General features: G+C 46.4%; 18 protein-coding genes and 1 pseudogene. 9 read left to right on the top strand and 10 right to left on the bottom strand.

The genetic code is table 11. The features are described from left to right. Window positions 1-120 precede the first annotated feature (120 nt). Together B212_RS31125 and B212_RS0108975 are read right to left on the bottom strand one after the other, a co-directional pair. Window positions 121-1,299, bottom strand: a complete 1,179-nt coding sequence (locus B212_RS31125; protein WP_036668059.1) for an MGDG synthase family glycosyltransferase — start codon at window positions 1,297-1,299, stop codon at window positions 121-123. A 615-nt stretch (window positions 1,300-1,914) separates the two neighbouring features. Beyond that, window positions 1,915-3,387 (bottom strand): protein adenylyltransferase SelO, encoded by a 1,473-nt coding sequence (locus tag B212_RS0108975; RefSeq protein WP_019910279.1) that lies wholly within the window; start codon window positions 3,385-3,387, stop codon window positions 1,915-1,917. 293 nt (window positions 3,388-3,680) lie between these two features. Here B212_RS0108975 and B212_RS0108970 point away from each other — a divergent pair, with 293 nt between their 5' ends. The 6 genes from B212_RS0108970 (at window position 3,681) to B212_RS0108945 (ending at window position 10,568) form a co-directional block, all read left to right on the top strand. Then, window positions 3,681-5,057: a radical SAM/SPASM domain-containing protein gene (locus B212_RS0108970; RefSeq protein WP_019910278.1), complete on the top strand. Its 1,377-nt coding sequence runs from the start codon at window positions 3,681-3,683 to the stop codon at window positions 5,055-5,057. Window positions 5,058-5,126: 69 nt separating this feature from the next. Next, entirely contained in the window at window positions 5,127-5,261 is a 135-nt protein-coding gene (locus B212_RS35665) for a hypothetical protein (RefSeq protein WP_019910276.1), read from the top strand. Window positions 5,262-5,325: 64 nt separating this feature from the next. Next, complete coding sequence (locus B212_RS0108960; RefSeq protein ID WP_019910274.1) at window positions 5,326-6,696, top strand: radical SAM/SPASM domain-containing protein; 1,371 nt, start codon at window positions 5,326-5,328, stop codon at window positions 6,694-6,696. Between the two features lie 29 nt (window positions 6,697-6,725). Beyond that, window positions 6,726-8,681: a B12-binding domain-containing radical SAM protein gene (locus B212_RS0108955; RefSeq protein WP_019910273.1), complete on the top strand. Its 1,956-nt coding sequence runs from the start codon at window positions 6,726-6,728 to the stop codon at window positions 8,679-8,681. Window positions 8,682-8,721: 40 nt separating this feature from the next. Continuing rightward, window positions 8,722-9,978: an MFS transporter gene (locus B212_RS0108950; RefSeq protein WP_156830100.1), complete on the top strand. Its 1,257-nt coding sequence runs from the start codon at window positions 8,722-8,724 to the stop codon at window positions 9,976-9,978. A 59-nt stretch (window positions 9,979-10,037) separates the two neighbouring features. After that, complete coding sequence (locus tag B212_RS0108945; RefSeq protein ID WP_019910271.1) at window positions 10,038-10,568, top strand: CDP-alcohol phosphatidyltransferase family protein; 531 nt, start codon at window positions 10,038-10,040, stop codon at window positions 10,566-10,568. 104 nt (window positions 10,569-10,672) lie between these two features. On the opposite strand, the gene B212_RS0108940 is transcribed toward B212_RS0108945, so the two are convergent. After that, a complete protein-coding gene (locus B212_RS0108940) occupies window positions 10,673-11,536 on the bottom strand; it encodes an alpha/beta fold hydrolase (protein ID WP_019910270.1) in 864 nt (287 codons plus the stop codon). Window positions 11,537-11,699: 163 nt separating this feature from the next. Here B212_RS0108940 and B212_RS0108935 point away from each other — a divergent pair, with 163 nt between their 5' ends. Next, the gene (locus B212_RS0108935) at window positions 11,700-12,602 is read left to right on the top strand and encodes a LysR family transcriptional regulator (RefSeq protein WP_019910269.1); all 903 of its coding nucleotides are present in this window, start codon (window positions 11,700-11,702) and stop codon (window positions 12,600-12,602) included. Between the two features lie 116 nt (window positions 12,603-12,718). Here B212_RS0108935 and B212_RS34445 read toward each other — a convergent pair. The 7 genes and pseudogenes from B212_RS34445 to B212_RS0108895 all read right to left on the bottom strand — a co-directional run. Beyond that, window positions 12,719-12,799 (bottom strand): annotated as a pseudogene (locus B212_RS34445) (cysteine hydrolase); the annotation flags it as partial. Between the two features lie 19 nt (window positions 12,800-12,818). Beyond that, entirely contained in the window at window positions 12,819-13,931 is a 1,113-nt protein-coding gene (locus B212_RS0108925) for a copper amine oxidase N-terminal domain-containing protein (protein WP_019910267.1), read from the bottom strand. Window positions 13,932-14,098: 167 nt separating this feature from the next. Beyond that, window positions 14,099-14,689 carry a chloramphenicol phosphotransferase CPT family protein gene (locus tag B212_RS0108920; protein WP_028530701.1) on the bottom strand — a complete coding sequence of 197 codons (591 nt, stop codon included), beginning with the start codon at window positions 14,687-14,689 and terminating at the stop codon, window positions 14,099-14,101. Window positions 14,690-14,744: 55 nt separating this feature from the next. Further along, window positions 14,745-15,599, bottom strand: a complete 855-nt coding sequence (locus B212_RS0108915) for a hypothetical protein (protein WP_019910265.1) — start codon at window positions 15,597-15,599, stop codon at window positions 14,745-14,747. A gap of 828 nt (window positions 15,600-16,427) precedes the next feature. Continuing rightward, on the bottom strand, window positions 16,428-17,240 hold the full coding sequence (locus B212_RS0108905) for an ABC transporter permease (protein ID WP_019910263.1): 813 nt from the start codon (window positions 17,238-17,240) through the stop codon (window positions 16,428-16,430). Beyond that, window positions 17,237-18,262, bottom strand: coding sequence for a daunorubicin resistance protein DrrA family ABC transporter ATP-binding protein (locus B212_RS0108900; RefSeq protein ID WP_019910262.1), 1,026 nt, complete (start codon window positions 18,260-18,262; stop codon window positions 17,237-17,239). Before B212_RS0108900 ends, B212_RS0108905 begins: the two co-directional genes overlap by 4 nt. Before the next feature lie 250 nt (window positions 18,263-18,512). Continuing rightward, window positions 18,513-20,078: a hypothetical protein gene (locus B212_RS0108895; protein ID WP_019910260.1), complete on the bottom strand. Its 1,566-nt coding sequence runs from the start codon at window positions 20,076-20,078 to the stop codon at window positions 18,513-18,515. 247 nt (window positions 20,079-20,325) lie between these two features. On the opposite strand from B212_RS0108895, the gene B212_RS0108890 reads away from it, so the two are divergent. Both B212_RS0108890 and B212_RS0108885 read left to right on the top strand, forming a co-directional pair. Continuing rightward, window positions 20,326-21,150 (top strand): lipase family protein, encoded by an 825-nt coding sequence (locus tag B212_RS0108890; RefSeq protein WP_019910259.1) that lies wholly within the window; start codon window positions 20,326-20,328, stop codon window positions 21,148-21,150. A gap of 541 nt (window positions 21,151-21,691) precedes the next feature. Further along, window positions 21,692-22,156, top strand: coding sequence for a MarR family transcriptional regulator (locus B212_RS0108885; protein ID WP_019910258.1), 465 nt, complete (start codon window positions 21,692-21,694; stop codon window positions 22,154-22,156). Window positions 22,157-22,162 lie beyond the last annotated feature (6 nt).

The raw sequence follows: 22,162 nt of genomic DNA, 5'->3' as shown, positions 1-22,162 counted from the left end.
CCCTTTCCTTCATAGTCCTTTCATACTATCAATTGGAAGAATATTCATCAATGCCAAAAACAACTATAACCATTCAGTATCTATCTGGTATACCAATGTTATATTCGGGTATATGGGCAGCTAAATGTAGGCATATTGCTGATCAGCAGATGTCCTAGCTTCCCTTGGAGCATATTGCTGCATGTTCGTTATCTCAGTTAAGGCCAGCCGCGCGGAGTCACTGTGCATGAACTCTCCGGCTCTTTTTTTCATCTCATCCAAAATCCTCCGGTTATCCATCAGCCGCTGCAACTGCTGCTTCAGCTCGCCGACTCCGCATTCCCATGCGGCTCCGGCACTGATCAAGTATTGGGCGTTATCCTGCTCCTGTCCAAGCCGTGGCTCAAAAAGCAGCATGGGCAGCCGGCTCGCCATCGCTTCAGAGGTGGTAAGCCCTCCCGGCTTGGTCATTAATACATCAGCCATCGCCATCCACTCATGAATGTCCTCTACATATCCTTTTAGCAGCACATTGGGTCTGCCTTCCAGTTCCTTTTGCAGATTATCCTTTAATTTTCTGTTTCGCCCGCAGATCATTATGAACTGAACATTGGGCGGCAGACTCCCCGATTTCATTTGGCCGATAAGAGCCTTGTCGATCATCCCTTCTCCTCCACCCATGACGAGTACAATAAAAGCCCCCTGATTCATGCCATGTTTGGCCCGCAGCTCCCTGCGATCCAAGTTCTGGCTATAGGAAGGACGAACCGGGATTCCTGTCACGGTAATTCTTGCCTTGGGAACTCCCCTGCGCTGTAAAGCGGAACGCACCAGGCCGGACCCCACCAAATAAAGATCCGTATGCGGATGAATCCAGTAACTGTGATCGGTATGATCGGTAATAACCGTAACGGACGGCAGATCCAGCAGCCCCCTCTCCTTCAGCATGGATATTGCCGCAGCCGCAGGAGGAAATGTGCAGACCACCACTGTAGGCTTGGATTCCTGTAATAATGTAATCATTCGCTGAATGCTGAACAAACGGAGTTGTTTTAATAATTGGGAGATGGAGTTGTCTACACGGGTCTTTTGAAACATATATCCGTAGAACGAAGGAAAATGCTTCACCCATTGCAAAAAACAATACCGCTCAAAGGTATGCAGACGGGGGTGCACCCGGGCCATTAAATCAATTACTTCCACAGCAACACCCGGACTATACAGAGCTGACGCTTCCACAATAGCTTTGGCTGCCTGCATATGCCCCTCTCCCAGAGTGCCGGATAGAATTAATATCTTCTGTCTTCCCCTTAATTTCATACCGTGTGCTTCCCCTTCCCATGTAACAGCTATTGTCCTCAGCGATTCTTATTCTACAGCTCTGAATTTTCTTTTTTCTTAACGGAATCTTACAATTACCTTAAGATGTTCTTCATAATAAAAAACATCTAAAGGGAAAAACTCCCTAAAGATGTCACGGTAGCTTAAGATTGCAAGACAGCACGAACCTGCCGGTACTGCATCAGTTCTAAATCTGTGCTTAGGTAGGGCCGGGCCTTTGTGGCTCGGGGAGAGACGGATTCGTCAACTCATCCTCTTGATCCTTTATAGACTGTAGAGCCCTTATTTTGCGGAAAAGGATACATTTAGCCGAGCTAAACGGACCATAAAGCGCTTATCCCCTCTTTCGCAGGTATATTTGGGGTGATGGTCCGCTCATAAAGGCGCTGGAGTCCGTTCACTTGCAGAAAAATGACCTCTAGTAGAAATAAGACCTGCTCTGTCCGTTACACACAGGAAAACTCTTCCAAACAGGAGATGATTCTGTTCGTGAGGCCCATTCTATCACATCCTTCTTGGTGAAGTATCCAACGATTAAACCGATGTAATAGTGTAGGCGCATAAACGTCATATGATTTTCATTTTCTCCATTTATCACGTACCGCAAAAGGTTCGATAAGGACCGCCGCATGACTCAGGCAGTGCCGAATACTCCGCTTGTTCGGAAGTGTAAGCGTAGGGATTCGAAAGAACTCCAAGCAGCCGCTCCATTAGACTGTAATCTCCTTGATTCACCGCGGCTTCCAGTGCTTCTTCCACTCTGTGATTGCGCGGAATGACCGCAGGATTGCTGCTGCGCATCAGTTGCTGTGAAGACTCTTGTGATTCCTCTTGTCTGCCCAGCCTTGCCTGCCATAGCTCATGCCACCGGGTAAATTCCTCAGTTCCGAACATGGCCGTATCCTCCGGCTTGTCCAAAGTTAAGGCACGGAAGGTATTGGCATAGTCCGCGCGATGCTTGTGCATCATGCCGAGAAGCTCTTCAGCAAGGGATTCATCCTCTGGCTCTTCGTTACAGATTCCGAGCTTCGCCCTCATCCCCGCGAGCCAATTCCGGTTAAATATCACTCCAAAATCTGAAATGGCTTCCTCAGCAAGCCCGATAGCCTGCGGCTCATTGTCATCCAGCAGCGGCAGGAGCGCCTCAGCAAACCTCGCAAGATTCCATGCGGCAATACTCGGCTGGTTGCCAAAGGCATAACGGCCCTGTTGATCAATCGAACTAAATACCGTTCCAAGATCATAAGTGTCCATGAAAGCGCACGGGCCATAATCAATGGTTTCTCCGCTAAGGGCCATATTGTCGGTGTTCATTACCCCGTGAATAAAGCCGACAAGCTGCCACTTCGCAATCAATTCCGCCTGACGTTTGACCACTTCCTGAAGCAGGAAAAGATAACGGTTCTCCTCACCATCTGTTTCCGGATAATGTCTGTGCAACGTGTAATCTGCCAAAGCCCGGAGGTCCTCCTTTATCCCCCTTGCTGCAGCATATTGAAAGGTTCCGACGCGCAGATGACTGGCGGCCACACGGGTCAGAATGGCCCCCGGCTGCTCAGTCTCCCGGATAATCGGCTCACCGGTTGAAACTACCGCCAAGCTTCGGGTTGTGGCTATGCCAAGCCCATGCATGGCTTCGCTGATGATGTATTCCCGAAGCATCGGCCCCAGCGCCGCCCGGCCATCGCCACCGCGCGAGTATGGCGTTCTGCCTGATCCCTTAAGCTGGATATCTGCCCGCTTACCCAGCGGAGTGATCTGCTCGCCAATCAGCACTGCCCGGCCGTCTCCCAGCATGGTGAAATTCCCGAATTGATGACCTGCGTAAGCTTGGGCAAGCGGCTCCGCACCTTCGGGTACGGCGTTGCCGGCAAGAACGGCTACGCCCTCATCACTTCGCAGGGCCGGACTATCCAGCCCTAATGAAGCTGCCAGCGGATCATTAAAAATAACCAGCTTAGGCAAGCGGACAGAAGCTGGCTTGAGCCGTGTATACAATGCTTCCGGCAGTCTGGCATAGCTATTGTCGAAGTTCCAGCCTGGATGTATTCCTTTGTGCTCAGTCATAAGGTCTCCTTTTGGGGGCGCAGATTGGGTTTTCTTTTTAGTGTATACTGGTGCCTACGCAATTATCAAATGTTCAGAAAATGTGCTGAGCTGCACTTATCCCCGACATACTTCTTTTCGCATGTATAGAGCAGGATTCCACGAACTAAATATCCCATCATATGACACATTATTTCATATATTATTATATTTTCTATTTTATGACTTTTTTCATAGTTATTAATTGGAAATAGATTTACTTTATTTACAAGCTAGTTGAATACAACTCTACAGTCCTGAGGAGGACGAGGCGTATGAGATTATCTAAGTACATCTATAAGCACAGATTAAATGCTGATGTTCTGCTGATTATGAATACTTTAACCGGTGCTGTGGACTTGGTTGAGCATAAGGTAGCCAAGATTCTTTTTAACAACAGGCTGCTTCCAATGGACGACCTGGATCTTGAGACCAGAACTATGCTGATGAGCAGAGGTTATCTTACGGAAATGAAAGAAGAAGAATATGTACGTGAATCGCTGGAAACCTACTACGCCTCGCATCCGACCTTACACTTCACGATATGCCCAACCTATAAATGCAACCTCACCTGCCCTTACTGTTTTCAATCGGGCATTCATCAGGACTCACCGACACTGGAGCTTACACAAATCAATGAAATGTTTCAGGCTATGGACCAAATGGTTGAGAAGCAGCCCAATGCGGCTGTCCAATTCGAGCTTTTTGGCGGTGAGCCCTTCCTGGCCCGCAATCAATCTCAGGTTGAATACATATTGCAGCAGGCGATTCATAGAAATTGGCCCATTCTCTCCATCACGAACGGAACAGAATTGAACGCTTATTTCCCCTTTCTCCAGGAGCATTCCGAGCATTTCCACCATATGCAGATTACTCTTGACGGCCCCAAAGAAATTCATGACCAGCTTCGAAAATATATGGACAACAGCGGCAGTTTCGACCAGATCTGCAATAATGTTAATTTCCTTCTTGAACAGCATATTTCCGTAACAGTCCGAATCAACACAGGCAAGGATAATGTCATATATTTGCCGGAAATGTTCGAGTTGTTCGAGCGGCTTCAGTGGACAAGCTCACCTGATTTCTCCTGCCAGATCGCCCCGATTAACGATAATTTCAATACGGGGAATGTCTCCGGCTTTCAGCCCGAATATGAACTGCTGGAGCAGCTTCATTCTATCTTTCCGGATTGGGAAGCAACCCGCGACAGGTATAAAGCCAGCTTGGGTTATTTCATGGAGAAGAAGCTGCGGATTCTCCGCAAAGCGATTTTTGACAAGGACGACGATCAATATTACTTCGATTTATCCGGCTGCAGCGCTTCCAAGCTTCATAATCTCGTATTTGGCGCAGACGGGCTGCTGTACCCTTGTGTGGAAACGGTTGGATTCCCGGATTATTCGATTGGCAGCTATCTTCAAGGGCTGCAATTAAATGAAGAGAAATGGCAGAGATGGAACCGGGATATCGTAGTGAATGAGAAATGCAGCCGGTGTAATCTCGCTCCTTTATGCGGAGGCGGTTGTGTTCTGCAAGGAAGCAGCGATGGTGAATTGAAGGACTTTGAATCGAACTGCAACTTTACGAGGCAATACCTCCAGACCTATCTCAATCTTCATCGGGAGCGTCTTCTTGAAGGCTACTACCAGTGAATTTCATGAACCTGATGTCAGGGTATCCACCTTGTCATAAATAATCTGATATGAGAGGAGGAAATGCAAATGAAATCATTAACTAAGGATAGTGATATCTGGACTAATCTCTCAGCCAAAGAACTCAAAGAACTTCCGGTTCCCTCAGCCTGTTGCGCAAAAGTAACAGTGAAAATCAGCAATCCTAACCAAAAGGCCAGTTAATGCAATAGCGGGAAGAGCATTGCTTATGCCTTCCCGCTATTCTTACTATGGGAGGGTGAACGCGATGTATATCTCGAAGTATATTTTTACATATAGGTTAAGGAATGACCAACATCTGATCTTCAATTCTTTGTCAGGAGCGATGGACATTGTTGAAGAGCATATTTGCCAGTTCCTCCTAAATGAACAACCCTCTACTCCATCTCTTAGCAATGAAGAACAACAATTTTTATTTTCCAGAGGCTATCTTTTTAGAGAGGCTGAAGAAGAGCAAGGTCTGATCGGCCGCTATAAAGATTACTTGGATCATCACAGCTCAGATGAAATTTCATTTGTTTTCTGTCCGTCCATGACCTGCAATTTGAAATGCGTCTACTGCTTCGAGCCGCAGGAAATTCGTTCCAGCAACGAACGGATGACCGAAGATCAGGTACAGGCGGCCTTTCTGGCTATGGATCAAATCATGCTGGAGCACCGTTCCCCGAAGCATCATTTCATTCTTTTTGGCGGAGAACCCCTCCTTCCCCTGAACCATGCTATTGTTGAGCTTATTCTTAAAAAAGCAAAGGAACGGGGGATTCCGGGCACAATTATTTCAAACGGTATGTTCCTGTCCCACTACCAGGATTTGCTGCAATCCTATAAGGATATGATTAAAATCCAGCTTACCATCGACGGCCCCCAAGCGATTCATGATCAGCGGCGGATCACCAAAGCCAGCCAAGGTACGTTTCTAAAAATAATAAACCAGGTTGACTGGTTCTTAGATCATCAATTTGATATCACCATTCGTGTCAATCTGGATAGTCAGAATATTGAACATCTGGATGAGCTTCTGAATGATTTCCAGGATAGACAGTGGAATAAATACCCTAATTTCTCAGTTGCTCTTTCTCCCGTTGAAAATTATGCAGGCAATTCCGCCCCGAACCTGCTGCCAAATTATCAGATCACAGAATCTATCAAAAAGAACGTGCCCATCGAAAAATTAAGAGCTGTGAATACTGCTCTAAACAGTGATTTGACCAGACTCTCCCTGCCGTTTGAAAAAGCATTACATACCGGCATCGCTACGGATAATTATTTTCCTAATTTTTACTTTTGCGAGGCTGCCGGAGGAAGAACATTCACGTTCTCACCGGATCATCAGATCTACCCGTGCACCAGCATTATAGGCGATAAGAAGTGGAGTCTCGGAACGTATTATCCACAGCTCCAACTGGATGAACAAAAGCTGGCGCTCTGGAATGGGCGTCATGTCTTGAATCAGCCGGAGTGCAGCGCATGTAATATAGCTTTTCTATGCTCAGGAAATTGCCCCGTTCAAGCCGACAGAAAAACCGGTTCTATCTTGGGTACGTACTGCGGGAATGTGAAGCGTGATCTTGGTGATCATCTTAAGCTTTTGAATTCTTCGTTCGTTGCTTTAAGTTAAAATCTTCTCTTGATGTGAGGTGCTATGCAATGATCCAATTGATCTGTCCACCCTATAATGCATCTGTAGATTCGCTTGATCCTCCTCTGAATCTACTTGTATTAGGTGCTGCCCTGCTCGACGCAGGATACGAGGTCTGCCTCACTGATTTGGCTTTACTATATTCGGGCACAAACCATTTTGATTCAGCAGCCCTTTTAGAGATTGCACAATTGATTCTCAATAAGCCTTCCAAATATCTCGGATTAACTGCGATGTGCGGCAATTACTCCATAGCTCTAAGGATTGCAGAGGAATGCAAACGGCTGGACCCGGACAGAATCATTATCCTGGGTGGTCCCCACGCGAGCTTTGTAGCTGAAGAAACGTTAACCCACTTCCCGTCTGTCGATTATATCGTCATTGGGGAAGGCGAGCTTACCCTGCCGGAGCTAATTGCAGCCTTGGAGTCTGACCATCCCCTTAAGGATGTAGAAGGGTTATGCTTTCGTTTGGAGGGAGCGGTCCACACCAATCCGCCACGGAGGATCCTTAAAGATCTGGACGAAACACCGTTTCCCGCTTTCCATTTAATTGATGATATTGATGCTTATTTTACAAGCTCAGAGCCTAAATATTTTCCGATTGAAGCTGGCCGCGGCTGTCCCTTTAATTGCAGCTTTTGCAGCACTTCAACATTTTTTTCACGAAAATACAGAACGAAAAGCCCCGCGCGGATCATTGCTGAGATGCAGTATGTTCGGGACCGGTGGGATATTGCCCATTTCAGCTTAACGCACGATAATTTCACCGTTAATCAGCAGTTTGTCAGACATTTTTGCCAGGAGCTTATCAAATGCAACGAGTCCTTCACCTGGAGCTGTTCATCCCGAACCGACCATGTAAATAAAGCACTGTTCGAATATATGATGCAGGCTGGATGCAACGGCGTATTTTTCGGGATTGAGAGCGGCAGCCAGCCCATTCAAAAGGTCATTGGTAAAAAACTCGATTTAAATCAGGCCTTTAGCCTGCTCCGGGAGCTTCATCAGCTTGGCCTTTCGTGTACGGTCTCGTTTATTATGGGATTTCCTGAAGAAACGCAGGAGGATATTAATCAGACCCTGGATTTGATTGTCCGGTTGTTTTCCATAGGTATAGCCGATGTGCAATTGCATCACTTATCGCCTTTTCCTGGAACCCAATTATATGATGCTGAAAAAGACGGCTTGGTGCTTGATGATCAATTCTGGAGCACCAACGACATGAACAGTGATTTCAAGCTATCCGGGATCGAAAAGGAATGGATTGCCACATACCCGCAAATCTTCAGCAACTATTACTCCTTGCGGTCTGTGGATACCGTCATCCTGCACCGGATTAGAAAGCTCTATTACCCTTTGGCACATTCTTTTTTCCGCACCATGTATTATCTGAATCATCAAGCTGCCGCTTCATACACCCATACCATTGATTTTGTCTCCACCAGGTTAGCTTCGAACGCAGCTCCTCCGCAAGAAGCTGAAGTAGCTTCCATACTCGATGAGCTAATCCAAGGTCTTGCGGGGGATGTCGGACTGCTCATCAAGGATTTCTTTTCTTACGAACAGGCTGTAATGGAACTGATGCAACAGGCTGCAAGGCCGCTTAACAAGGACAAAATTAAACCCGTAAAAGTCATCCAGCTACACCATTCCATCCTTGAACTGAATTTGCACAGACCTCTTCCTGCCGATATTCAGCTTCTGGAAGGAAATGAAGAATGCATTCTACTGGTACTGGAGAGTGCGTCAGCTCCTGAAGGTCACAACCGCTACGTTCGGGTTATGAGCATGGATGATTTAAGTATTGCGATTATACGGCGGATTGATATGGGAGGCGACTTCCAGACAGTCGTACATAACCTGTCACTTGAGAACCCTTTTGTCTCCAGTGAGGAAGAACGGCAGGATTGGATCGGTCAGGTGTACGATCATTTCTATACTCATCAATTGCTGACTTCTTAGATGACAATACCAATAGAGAGGTGGCCTTTTCTTGTGGAGTATGCTGAAAAACGGAGTCTTTCGCCGATTATGGTTCACTCAAACCTTATCCTCTGTAGGAGATGAAATCAGAAATTGGGCCATCCTATTCTGGGTATTTGCGGAGGCGGATCAAGCTGTCTTTTACCGGACGGCTCTTTTGTTTGCTGAAATGCTGCCTGTATTTATAATGGCACCCCTGGCCGGGACGTGGGTAGACAGAAGAAATCCAAAGAAAGTGCTGCAAGCGACTCTAGTCATTCGGGCGTTGATGTCGATTGTTCTTGCCGGATTAATCTGGTTTGAGCAAATTCCACTTTTGTTAATCATGCTGGCCTTCACTTGTACCGTTCAACAATTTTTCCAGCCTGCCATCAGTAAATTAACTGTCGCTGCCGTGGACAACGAGGATTATGGAACAGCCAGCTCTTCTGTACGGACAGCGGATACGCTGATAAGTCTAGCAGGGCCTGCGATTGGAGCATTTGTCTACCAATGGTGGGGGGCATCTACTTCTTTGATTGTAGACGGATTTTGCTTTTTCTTTGGCAGCTTGCTTATTTTGAAAATAAATCTTAAACCCGCCCCCCCGGCAGCTCTGTCCGATTCTGATCCGGTGCCGTCTTTTTGGAAAGACCTGCTGGAAGGATTCCGGTATATCCTCTCTTCTCCCCTCACCAAACGGTTATTTGTCTTATTAGCGATTATGGGGATGAGCACAGGGGCTATCAACTTGTTAAACATTTATTTCGTGGTTAATGAGCTGCATTTAGACCAGAATTTCTTAGCTTGGGCAAGCACCGCTGGCGGGATTGGCATGTTCGCCGGTGCGTTCGGTCTGAATGTACTTGGCGCAAGATTCAAGAATTACATACAAATCAACATTTGGGGAGCAGCGATCATGACCCTTGGGCTGTTGCTGCTTACGCTCTCCTTCAGCTCCATTTCCATGCTGCTTAGCCGGATTATTATTGGGATCGGGATATCCCTTCTAAGCATAACGCTGTCTACATTATTAATGACCTATGTTCCAGAGAATTTACTTGGCCGTGTCGGTTCCGTGTTTGAAGGGGGGCCGCTGGCAACCAATATGCTGTCCTATGTTTTTTTCGGGTGGCTATATGTTTATACCGGGGCCAGGTTCATCTTCGGCATCTCCTTTATCCTGTTCTTTATTGCGTTTCTTCTGGCCATTAGCCTTCAGTCTTTAACATCACCGGCCAGGAAAGCTCAAGCAGACCCAAAAGAAACAGCCGCAGCTCTATTCCCCCCAGACTAGAAGAGGGTGGGTTCCAATGATATACTAAGATACATCCCTGCACAAAGGCGGTGCCCCCGATGAAAGCGGTACCTAACTGTATAACGCTTGGCAGAATCGGTATGGCCCTCATACTGTTATTCCTCGAACCGCTAGGCCCGGCTTTTCTTGTTGTCTATATAATGTGCGCATTTACCGATCTGCTCGACGGACATATTGCGAGAAAGACGGGCTCAACAAGCCGGTTGGGCGCAAAGCTCGACTCCGCTGCCGACACTATAATGGTAGGGGTCTCATTATATACGCTCTATCCCTTCCTTGGACTTACCCGTGGAATCATCCTATGGATCTTAATCATCGCAGTCATCCGTGCAGCATCGGTCATAACAGCCCTGTACAAATTCAAAACCTACGCGAGTATTCATACCTACGGCAATAAGCTCACCGGCTTTATTCTTTTCATCACTCCCCTATGCCTTCCTTACATCTATACTTCCATATGGACAACTGTTGTCTGCACAATTGCAACCTTATCCGCTGTAGAGGAATTAATCATACAGACAACCTCAAGTGAGTTGCAGCTTAACCGGAAAGGTTTGTTTATAAAATAGGAAAAGACACTAACGGAGAGTTAGTGCCTTGCTGGATATTTTCCAAGCTCAATCTTCTCAGCGCTTAACCTCATCGACATTGGATCAATGGGTTCATTGAAATTTCAGGTTGTTGTTAACTTTTTTAAAAATTGTTGAATTAGCTCACTGATCTTTTCAGCATGTGTTTCGAGAGCAAAATGCCCGGTATCAAGTAAATGGACTTCCGCAGATGGAATATCATGCTTATAAGCTTCAGCTCCAGCAGGGAGAAAGGCAGGATCATTTTGTCCCCATACGGCTAAAAGTTTAGGTTGATACTTACGGAAATAAGCCTGAAAGTCAGGATAACGATCTACATTTGTTCTATAATCAAGAATCAAGTCCAGTTGGATTTCTTCAGCCTCCGGGCGCGACATGTAAGCAATATCCAAGGAATACCCGTCTGGCGAAACAAGGCTGGCATCAGCTCCATGTAGATACTGAAAGTTACGAATGGTCTCGGGGGTCAAGGAATCGCGACATGCTTCACGATTATCAGGTGTTGGAGAGTGCCAATATGTCTCCCAGGATCCCCATGCATCACTAAATCCCTCAGTATATGCGTTGCCATTCTGACTAATAATTGCTTGAATTCTTTCCGGGTGAGCCACTGCCAAGCGATAACCAACAGGTGCACCGTAATCAAACACATAAAGCACATACTGCTTGAGAGCTAATGCTTCAGTAAAACCTTCAATGACCTGGAAAAGGCTATCAAATGTGAATTTAAACTGACTGCGCGGTGGGGTTGCAGTAAGACCGAATCCAGGGAGATCAGGGGCAATCACACGGTACTGTTCTGCCAGTTTGGGAATTAGGTCGCGAAACATATGACTTGAAGATGGAAACCCATGTAATAATAAAATAACTTGACCGTCTCTAGGCCCAGCTTCACGAAAAAAAACTTCGACATCTCCAACCTTCTGCTTATGATAACTAATCTTCATTTTTACATCTCCTTCTAAATCAACAGTATTATGGTTCCGTGATTTGATGGTGTTACGGTAATTGGCTTTGAACTAAGGTTATCGTATAATAAAAGCATGTATTTGACTAACGAATAAATTGAATGCCTACTATTTCAAATCGAAATACAGAAAGGTGATAGATGTGATAGATTTATTAGAAGGTCGTTTTTTTCTGGCCTTTATTGCTTTACTTGAAGAAAAAAGCTTCAGCCGTGCTGCGGATCGCTTAGGTTATGTTCAGTCCACAGTAACCACGCATATCCAACAATTAGAAAAAATCAGCGAACAAAAATTGTTTCACCGGTATCCACGAGGGATAGAACTTACGGAAGCGGGAAAGGTATTTTCCAAATATGCTTATCAGTATGTTCATTTAAGCCAATCCCTTAAAGAAAGTATGAAAGAACTGGATCAGCCCTGCGGAACAATACGCATTAGAACACAGGAATCTTTTTTTCTTACACGTATGCTTCCCTTTGTTCAGGAATACGCCAGAAACTTTCCAAACGTAAATTTGCGTATTGAACAAGGAGCGCATCAAGACATCCTAAAAGGAGTACTGGATTATGAGCTGGATTTTGGAATTGTCCCTCAAAATCCAAATCGCCATGAAATTCTTTTTTACCCAATTATTGATGAGACGATCGTTTTTGCTGCATCTGAGGATGTCGCTCGGAAAGTGGAAAATGCGGGAGTGCAGATTCTAAATGACGAGGTTTTTATAAGTAGCGGTACATCTTGTTTGTATCATACGACTGCTGTAGATGTTTTAAAAAATGCCGGGATTATGGTGAAAGATGCGTTAGAGCTATCCAGTCTTGAGATGTTAAAGCAATATGTAAGCTGTGGAAAAGGCTTTGCCTTAGTCCCTAAAATAGCTATCAGCAACGAACTAAAGACTGGCACACTAAAGCTCCTTCCTTTTCATTCCGAAATGAGCTTTTCGCATGGCCTTATTATTCATAAAAATCGTGAACTTAGTTTTACTGCAAAAAGTTTTCAATCGAAACTACTTTGTTTTTTCAACTCAACTATCTCTTCATGAAATTGGTACAAAGGAATTCCCATCCGTTCAGCCCAGGGTGAGCATTCCTTTGTAATAGGCGCCTGCCGCCTGATCTTTAAACTGGGCCAGCAGTTTCACCTTTTTGCTGCGTGCTCCTTGTTAAATACAGCACTTTCCTCCTGGTTCCCATCTATCAATTCTTGCTGCGCATCAATAATAATTAACGCTTGTTTCAAATGGGTTTCCCCTTTCCTTCTACTTCAAAATATATTTATAAACCTTACCATCCCGCACGTACTCGTTCGTAAACAGCAGCGTATCCCCCTCACGCTTCACGAATTTCAGATTGTCCCCAAAGAACGGAAGATCATTCGTTTCTGCATACTCTTGCTGCTCGGCGTCGAGGAGCTTTTGGTATAATAACGTCTGTTTTCCTGTCTTGCGTTCGATCAGCTTGAGGATACCCTTCTGATTCGGACGAATCAGCAGAAAATCATCATCCATTCCTTCAACCAAATACGTATCGGCTTCGCCGCCAAGCTTGACTAAGTCAAGCGTCTCCGTTACTTTCCCCGTTCCGTCTTCAATCAGCCGGAGTTTTTGGCCATCTGTAAGCACCAGGGTATTGCCATACATTTTCACGTTATCTCCATATCTCTTCCAGTATTTTACGTTATCCTGTCGGATAACTACTCCATCCTTGAGAATCAGCGTATACCATGCATTGTTGATATGCGGCTCTCCGTAAACATCCGTAATTGTCAGGTAAATCAGGCCCTTTGGGGTCTTTTGGAAATCAAACTGAACCATATCGTAAAGCTTAGGCCCGAGCTTCGCGAGCAATTTGGGTTCGCCCGATGGGCCGTTGACATAAAGGTTCCCGGTTTGTTTATCCACGGTATATTGTTTTCCGGCATAGGTTGCGCTTACGCTGTCAAAAGTCTTCAGCCCTTGTGCAGTATAGACGCCCTGCGCTGAATCCCAGCTCACCGTAGTACCGCCCAGGGAACGGACCAGGAAACGGGCGGGTACATACAATTGTTCACCATATACAAAAGGAATACCTCCAAGATCAACGATTGCACCGTCAAGAACGCCTTTGGTACTCCCAAGACGAACACCAATCTTTTTGTTCCAGCCTATAAACTGCGCCTTTTGATGGGACTTATCCCATGTGACCCGAAGCCCTAGCGACTCATAGTGACTGGTTGGTACATAGGTAATTCCATTCTTAAGCAGCGCCGAACTGGTACTTGCTCCCCCACCCTCCAAGGTATACTTGAAATAAGCAGTTGAAGCAGCATCTGTAATTGGGGCTATAAGTAATGAGGCGGCAAGTATTGGGGCGATCAGCCATTTTTTAACCATAATCCTCCGTCCTTTCCGGTTGTAAATACTCCTGTGATGTATAGACGCAAATTCCTCTGATAGGTTTCTTGTTTTTCCCATTTAAAAAGCAGCCCATCGGCTGCTATACATGATCACATTTTTTTGGGAGGATTCGAATCTGCCCTCTGTATCTGATGAATTGCTATCTAGGAAACACTAATATTTCGTTTACTTAATTTCTTAAATACTGAGTATTCCTGACCGGATTTAATAAAGCCTAGTATTTTTTCGGCACTTTCTGTGGGACTCAATGCTTCAGTATTTACTGTAAGGTCATATTCATTAAAGGAATAGATTTGGTCGTATTGGGAATTCGCTAGTCCAATTTGTCGATCTCCTCTGATTTGCTCTCTTCTTGTGAGTTCTTCTTTCGAGCATAATACGCCTACAAACAATGTTGGATGACCAAACAATACATCAAGGCAATCATTAAACCTCTTGTCATTGTCGATTACGGTATCGACGATTACATTTAAACCCATTTCTGAAAACAACTTAATTGTTGCATAATAAACTGAGTTTATGGGATCAAAAAGTATTTTACCGACATCGTCTACTTCTCTTGTAGGTTCAATATCCGGAAAATTATTATCAATAAAATCATTGTAATTACCAAAAAAAGCATCTATGGATAAATGATGAAAAGGAATCTCTTTCTGATTCATCAGTTCCATAGAAATACTAGTCTTCCCTGAACTTGAAGTTCCGTTCATCAACACAATGATTCCTTGCTGCAAACGAATCACCCTCACATATAAGATTTGCGTATTTTTCACATAACCTAGACTCTCGTTAGTTTGTTGCGCCAAAATATTCTGATAAAACCTCCACTATAACTTGCTTATATTTGCTTTTATCATACGAAGAGTTGTCCACTTTTTTCTTGGCTATATTTATTCCATTAAATATTTCTTCTTCCAAATCCCTTCTTGCCTTAAGAATTTGCAGAGTTCCCTCTAAACCTTTGTAACTATGTTTTTTTCCATATCCTTGGCTTGTATAATATTCAATGAATCCCTCTGACCATTCTTGGGGTCTATCCATTACAGCCTTTCTGAATGAATGTTCAAGATCGTCCTGTTCGACGTAAATCAACAATGGATTCAGCGGCTCCACAATTGTTGCCAGTTCTAAAACATAACTTATAACGTCTTCCTTCTTTGCTGCATTTTTAATCATCCCCAGGGTTACAGGGTTTTGTAAAAAACAACAATCAAAAACAAAGGTGTCTGTACCTTTCAAAACACTCTCCGCAAACTTCTTCCATTTCTCTGTTATCAGTTTCCTGTTTCGGTCTAGCGACAGTTCATAAACATCATTTTTGACAACTGCATGTAGCAATTCATCTGGAAAACTTGACTCGTATTCATTTTTTATTTTCCGATATTCTAAGAAGTAATTGTCGCCATGTTTAATTACAAGATTACTCAACAAATCTTTGAACGTTTCATGGGTATTCAATAATTTATCAAATTCATTTTTCTGAAAATAGGCGACACCATCATAATCAGCAGGATGTTCTAGATTTCCTTCTAAAAACAGTTGAGATTTAATGTTCATTTCCGTAAGAATTTCATGAACTAGTTGAGCCGTTGTTGTTTTCCCGAATCCTGGTAATCCCTCAATCAAGACTAACTTAGGTCTCATAATAAAGTTCCTCCATTCATTATTAGGAGGATACGCAGGTAAGAATCAATAGAGATGCGGTTTCCCATGAAATTAAAAGCGGATACCATTAGGTATCCGCAGAATGGGTTGATGAGACACCTTTCCCTGCATACCCTGTAAGATTAAAGAAAAGCATGCCTAATAAAATAGTGTAGCCACTATTAAAGGCATCTTTTCGAACTGTTAATCTTTACAGAGTAATCCACATGATAAGGTTTAAGCTCCTTTATTTGCATCTCTATTGTTTAGATTAACATTACACATAGACAAATACAATCAGGGGCTAATGAAGCAGCAGCCAGACATAGGCATGGTTAGAATTATCTATATGCTCAATTTCGTGTTCCTCTACCAGACCAGCGAATGCATGTATACTGCTTCTGATTTTCTCGTCCGCCCACTCTTCAGTACTGGGAAGAAATAACACAGGGCATTGTACCTTTGTGTAGTATTGTTCGAACTTTAGATCCCAGTATTTTTGAACATACTCTGTCTAACGCGGTTTAGGTAGCAATACATATACTCACCGTTTGGCAACTGTTGCAGACTATTTTCAAAGAAGGCTAAGAAGTTATCATTCCATAACCCACCCCGTCCCACATATGCAAATTCCCGCCGCTAAAATGCAGAAACAATACACCCGGTTTATGGTTTAGTGCATACCGTACATTGATTCCAATATGGTCAAGCTCCATAATTTTCTCAATCATTCAATGAGATTTCACATCGTTTACCTGTTGGAATAGCTTAAGCAGCCAAAAAAAAGGCAACCCCCATCAATAAGGGTTACCTGATGATCACTTGCTATTACGTACGGCGCATGTATGCGCGCACGGTGATCGGTGCAAAGATCGCTACGATAGCTGCGGCACCTACAAGGGAGTAGACAATATCTGAGCCCATCGTTCCTGCGTTAACAAGATTCCGGACAGCCGACACCAGATGCGAAATCGGGTTCACGTTGACGAACCACTGCAGCCAGTCCGGCATCGTATTGACCGGCACAAAGGCATTGGAGAGGAAGGTCAACGGGAACAGCACGAGCATGGATATTCCCTGTACACTGGAAGCCGTACGCGCGATTACACCGAAGAAGGCAAAGATCCAGCTAACCGCCCATGAGCAGCCGATTACAAGCAGAGCCGCGAGCGCAACATATCCGAGTCCGCCTTCAGGACGAAAGCCCATGATATACCCCATTACGAAAGTGAGCACAGTCGCAATGGTATACCGCACCGTATCCGCCAGCAGCGCTCCCGCAAGTGGAGCAATCCGTGAGATCGGCAGGGACTTGAACCGGTCAAATACGCCCTTCTCCATATCCTCACGCAGTTGGACACCTGTAACAATCGAAGTGCCGATTACGGTCTGGACTAGAATCCCCGGGATGATCACCGGCAAATAATTCTGGACATCGCCAGAGATTGCCCCGCCAAAGATATAAGTAAACATCAGGGTGAAAATAATCGGCTGAAGTGTGACGTCAAACAACTGCTCTGGAGTGCGTTTGATTTTCAGCAAGCCCCGGTAAGCCATTGTAAGTGAATTGCGTACTGACTGTCTGAAGCTTGTGCGGTTTTTCAATTGGCGCGTGGCGCCTGGCTTAATTAATGTATTCATATGGTTTGTCCCTCCATTTGAATTGATTGGGCAGACGAAGAAGCTGATTGTTCTGTTGCCCCGTGGCCTGTAATGCTCAGAAACACCTCATCGAGCGTCGGCTTCTGCACACTCAGCTCCGCCAAAGAAACCCCCACCTCACGGAGAGCAATCAACAAGTCGGTGACCCGATCGGCGTTCCCCATAGGCGCAGTAATCTTTGCGGCTTCCGCAGAGATACTGCTCTTTACTCCCAGCACCTGTTCAACGGTCTGTCTTGCTAGTTCCATTTGCAGCGGATTCTGAACTCGTAATTGTAAGGATGAGGTACCGACTGATGATTTCAGCTCATCTACCGTTCCCTCAGCGACCACCCGGCCATGATCAATTACAGCAATGCGGTCCGCGAGCTGATCTGCCTCTTCAAGATATTGTGTGGTTAGCAAAACGGTTGAACCGGCTTTAATCAAACGCCGGATCGTATCCCACATCTGATTGCGTGTGCGCGGATCGAGGCCCGTCGTCGGTTCATCTAGGAAAATAAGCGGCGGCTGCGCGATCAGGCTTGCAGCCAAATCGAGCCGCCGGCGCATCCCGCCGGAGAATTTTTTGAGCGGGCGCTTAGCCGCTTCACTGAGACCGAATTCCTCCAGCAAATCCGCTGCCTTGCGGTACGCTTCGGCTCGTCCCAGCCCGAGCAGCCGGGAGAAGATCACCAGATTCTCAGTTGCACTAAGCGACTCATCCACTGATGCGTATTGGCCGGTCACACCAATCAATTGACGCACGATCTGCGGCTCCTTTACTACATCATGCCCGAATATCCGCGCGTAACCGGCATCCGGTTTCAGCAGCGTTGCCAGCATTCTGACCGCTGTAGTTTTCCCGGCTCCGTTGGGACCCAGCACACCGTAAATCGAACCCGTAGCTACCTGCAGGTCCACCCCATCCACCGCCCGGTTGTCCCCGAAATCCTTGACAAGCCCCCGGGCTTCGATGGCCCAGTCTCTTGATTGTGAACCAGCTTGTGAGTGTTGACTCATTTGTTACTCCTCCTAAACGTTCGTTATGCAAGGATCATAAATGGCTAATTTAAACTGAATATAAACTTGCCATTGATTCCTTAGTGCTGCTTCATTATAACGCCAAGGATTGAGCAGCTTAACGGTCTCCAAGCGCATTTATGTCTCGGTCCCCGGACGTAGAAGCGGGCCTACGATCACACAAAAAAGGCTTGAGATACGGCATTTAGCCATTCTCTCAAGCCTTGGATATTATGGTTGCGCTCTGTAACTATTCAACTGGAACATTCGCTATCGTCACGGGTTCGGTGTATTTTGCCGTACCGTTCAATCGGAGCCGCATATTGGCCGCACCGGTGGTGTTCGGATTGATGGTTACAGTAAAGGTCTTGGTCGCAACACCGCTGGAATTGGCCGTCAGTGAAAATGTTGAGCTATAGCCATAGGATGACGGCCACGAACCATCGCTGTTCTTAACCTTCGCGACTTGCGTCCCGGAGCTGGTGTACACTCCCAGGCTATAACCGGAGGTTGTCGATCCGGCTGTAAGACCCGTAAGGGTGACTACCACCTGAAACTCATATTGATTCGGAAGCGTCGCCTGATGGCCGAATGCGTACGCCGGCGCCGGGTTGGAGGTTGAACCGGCGCCATAAGAGCCTGCCTTGAAGGTGGAGGAATCATACCATTTGTAACCGGCAGCCGGCGCAGCCCAAGGTTCCGGCTGCGGTTCCGTAGAACTGGCAGGCGCTTCCCAATTGTATAACGAAGTGGCTGTATCCAGCGTTAGCCCGGGTACCGAGGAGAGTGAAGTATAGCTCTCCGGTGTCGCGAGCCAGTTCACCATGTTGATCAAGAGAGTGGCATCGTCCTGCTCCTTATACCCGTCGTATGTCGTTTTCGATCCGCCTGTCTCTTCTCGCTTGTACTTAGGGGAAGCGTCCTCGATAGGGGAAGAATCTCCAATGAAGCCCGCTTTGCCTGCGCTGACCTTGGCTACAGCGACAAATGGTCCTTCCGCAACTCCGCCGCCGTTATAGACTCCGGCATCCACTGCACTCGACCAGGCGGTAGACGTTGTCGGCACATAGACGATTCCCTTCGCCTTCGTCGGGTCGGTGATGGCAAGTGTTGATCCGGCATGAACCGCTACGCTGGATACCCCGCTTGTAATATTGAACGCTTGCGATGGCGCTACAATGCTGCTTGCCGTTACATCTCCGAGCGCGTTGTAGCGGAATCTCACACCGAAATTGGAGGCGAGCCAGTCCGAGCTGGCAACCCCGGACATCGCGGACGAAGCCGCTTCCTCCGTAGTCATGCCAAGCGCGGGATTTGCCCAGGCTCCCCGGCGATAGCCGTTGAAGACCTCAGAGGCATCCCAGCGGTTTTTGTTCCGGTCCGCATTGTAATGGTCGCTGATGAAGAAAAGGCTGCCCCCGCCCTGCACATAGCTAAGCAGTGCGCTCTGCTCGGAAGTCTTGTACGGGATATTTGCTTCAGGAATGACGAACACATCGTAGCCGGACAAATCGGATAACGTAATCGGCGTGCTCTTGCGAAGCTCTTTAACGTAGTAGCCTTGAGCTGCCAGCCCGTTGGCGAAATCCGAGAAGCCGCCGTCGATCACCCAATCCGCCGCACCGGCTGTCTGGGCATGCGTATTGTCGAACAGCACCTTCTTGCCGTTCGCCGTAGCCGGGGTAATACTAGGCGCGGGATCGGATGCCCCTTCCGCATTGGCCCGGACCGGCGCGATACTTACAGCCGATGCCAGCATAGCGGCAATCGCCAGGCTTGTCCATGTTTTGCGCAGACGCAGGAAGCTTTGAAACATTCTTCATTCCTCCATTCTCTTCACTCGATTGTAGCCAAGGATGGCTGTGGATAGAATAACATAGAAATTTTTGGAATAGAAGATGGTTTTGCTATTTTTTACAATTTGCGAACATTTTTGACCCAAGAACAACAAAACTTCAGACAAACTGCTGTAGCTTTTAGCTGCATGGATATGAATTTCACCATCTAGGCACCAATCCAGTAGGTTCATCATAAATAGATAGTAGAGAAAGGCGGGGATTCAGGTGAACAGCACTAATTATTTTCAAGAGCGTGCGATCTTTCTGGCAGCAGTCTGCGGTCAGACCTATGACCAATTTACGAACACGGACGGTGCGTTCACCGTTCCAGCCGGTTACTCAGTCCATTACACAATTCAAGCGAAGTCGATCACCCAGGCATGGGAGCGGTTTGGGTTTATTTTGGAAGCTCCGCAAGAGATTATTGTTGCCTTCCGGGGAAGCAGTTCAATGCCTAATTGGATCTCTAATGCCAATGCCTCGCAAAAACAGTTCAAATACATCAAGGAGGATTGCCTGACCCATCGCGGCTTCACAGGCATTTATGCTTCTGCCCGAAGCGGCATCCTCTCTGCGCTGGACAGTCTGTCGTCCGATAAAACCCTCTACATCACAGGCCACAGCCTGGGCGGCGCGCTCGCAACCTTGTGTGCTGTTGATGTTGCCGCCAATTCTTCTTTTACCGCTCCCCGCCTTTACACCTTCGCTTCCCCCCGTGTAGGCGACCCGGCGTTTGCAAAAGCCTGTGCCAAATACGTCCAGACCAGCCACCGCATTGCCAATCCTTTCGACATTGTGACACACGCTCCGCCTTCGATTTACAAGCTGCCGAGACGGGAGAAACGCTACTACTACAGCCATGTGCAGTCCCTCTCTTCCCAGCCATTCCAGAATGGAGCCATTAACCTCAATCACATCCTCAGCAGCTATTTTGCCAAGCTCTCCAAGCCTGAGCCGGAATTCACCGAAGCGTTATGTACTTCGAACCCCGGCTTCTGTCCAATTGTTGCAGAACAAACCCATAATTCAAGAGAGTTATACGCAGAGTGACGGATCTTGAGGAAAAAAGAGGACTTTAACGAAGTATGGCTATGACCAGCGCTGGTATCATTAAATAAAGGTAGACATAAAGGTAACCTGTTACGTATAATAAAATCGTAATAGGTTACCTTTTTAACACTAGCAGAACGTCAGACTCTAAATGTTGGAATTCAAACGATGCTCCGCCAAATGGATTAGGGTGTAGAAATCACAATGCAGGCGTATCTGGCCCCGCGAACAGAGTCATCTCCTGATTGGAAGAGTCTCCCTGTTTTTAACGGACTTGGCGGCTCTTATTTCTACTGGAAGTCATTTTTTCGTAAGTCAACGGACTCCAGAGCCTTTAAAGGCAGTCATTCACCCCAAATATACCTGTTGAAGAGACGATAAGCGCGTTACAGTCCGTTAGCTCGGCTACATGTATTCCTTTTGGGAAAATAAGGGCATTATGGTCCGTTAAGGAACAGGAGGATGGATACGACGAATCCCTTTCTCCCCAAACTACAAAGGCTCCGAATTAGAACGGATACTGTACTAGGAGATGAACGCATTGGACGAAAAAGAGCAGCAAGCTTACATACTGGGCGCTATTCTCACGCTAGCCAACCGTCTGCAAGTGCTAGGCGACAAATTGGACGATCGAATGACGATGAAGCAGTGGCTGCTGATCGCTATCATTTTGAAAAGCGGGTCGCCCGCTCCCACCTTGAGCGATGTTGCCGAAATGATCGGCAGCTCCCGGCAAAATGTGAAGAAGATGGCTCTGATTCTGGAGAAGCAGGGATTTGTCACCCTCACAAAGGATAGCAGCGATGCGCGTATGGTCCGGTTGCAGCTTACGGAGAAATGTATGGTTTATTTTGCGGGAAGAAGTGCGCGGGAAGATCAGTTCATGGAGGCTTTGTTCCACTCCTTCGATGCCGGGTTGACTGGCGGCCTATACAGCGGTCTGACCCGGCTCGCTGACAACATCTCCCGAATGGAGACTGATGCTGCCGATGAAGAAAAGGAGTAGAAAAAT

The sequence above is a fragment of the Paenibacillus sp. HW567 genome (assembly GCF_000374185.1).
GTDB lineage: Bacteria > Bacillota > Bacilli > Paenibacillales > Paenibacillaceae > Paenibacillus_AQ.
Note: the sequence above shows the minus strand (reverse complement) of the source record. Positions and strands in the feature narration are given on the sequence as shown.

Excerpts from the sequence above, each read along its gene's own strand:
- B212_RS31125 (WP_036668059.1), bottom strand. The coding sequence starts at position 1,299 with ATGAAATTAAGGGGAAGACAGAAGATATTAATTCTATCCGGCACTCTG.
- B212_RS0108975 (WP_019910279.1), bottom strand. The coding sequence starts at position 3,387 with ATGACTGAGCACAAAGGAATACATCCAGGCTGGAACTTCGACAATAGC.
- B212_RS0108970 (WP_019910278.1), top strand. The coding sequence starts at position 3,681 with ATGAGATTATCTAAGTACATCTATAAGCACAGATTAAATGCTGATGTT.
- B212_RS35665 (WP_019910276.1), top strand. The coding sequence starts at position 5,127 with ATGAAATCATTAACTAAGGATAGTGATATCTGGACTAATCTCTCAGCC.
- B212_RS0108960 (WP_019910274.1), top strand. The coding sequence starts at position 5,326 with ATGTATATCTCGAAGTATATTTTTACATATAGGTTAAGGAATGACCAA.
- B212_RS0108955 (WP_019910273.1), top strand. The coding sequence starts at position 6,726 with ATGATCCAATTGATCTGTCCACCCTATAATGCATCTGTAGATTCGCTT.
- B212_RS0108950 (WP_156830100.1), top strand. The coding sequence starts at position 8,722 with ATGCTGAAAAACGGAGTCTTTCGCCGATTATGGTTCACTCAAACCTTA.
- B212_RS0108945 (WP_019910271.1), top strand. The coding sequence starts at position 10,038 with ATGAAAGCGGTACCTAACTGTATAACGCTTGGCAGAATCGGTATGGCC.
- B212_RS0108940 (WP_019910270.1), bottom strand. The coding sequence starts at position 11,536 with ATGAAGATTAGTTATCATAAGCAGAAGGTTGGAGATGTCGAAGTTTTT.
- B212_RS0108925 (WP_019910267.1), bottom strand. The coding sequence starts at position 13,931 with ATGGTTAAAAAATGGCTGATCGCCCCAATACTTGCCGCCTCATTACTT.
- B212_RS0108915 (WP_019910265.1), bottom strand. The coding sequence starts at position 15,599 with ATGAGACCTAAGTTAGTCTTGATTGAGGGATTACCAGGATTCGGGAAA.
- B212_RS0108905 (WP_019910263.1), bottom strand. The coding sequence starts at position 17,240 with ATGAATACATTAATTAAGCCAGGCGCCACGCGCCAATTGAAAAACCGC.
- B212_RS0108900 (WP_019910262.1), bottom strand. The coding sequence starts at position 18,262 with ATGAGTCAACACTCACAAGCTGGTTCACAATCAAGAGACTGGGCCATC.
- B212_RS0108895 (WP_019910260.1), bottom strand. The coding sequence starts at position 20,078 with ATGTTTCAAAGCTTCCTGCGTCTGCGCAAAACATGGACAAGCCTGGCG.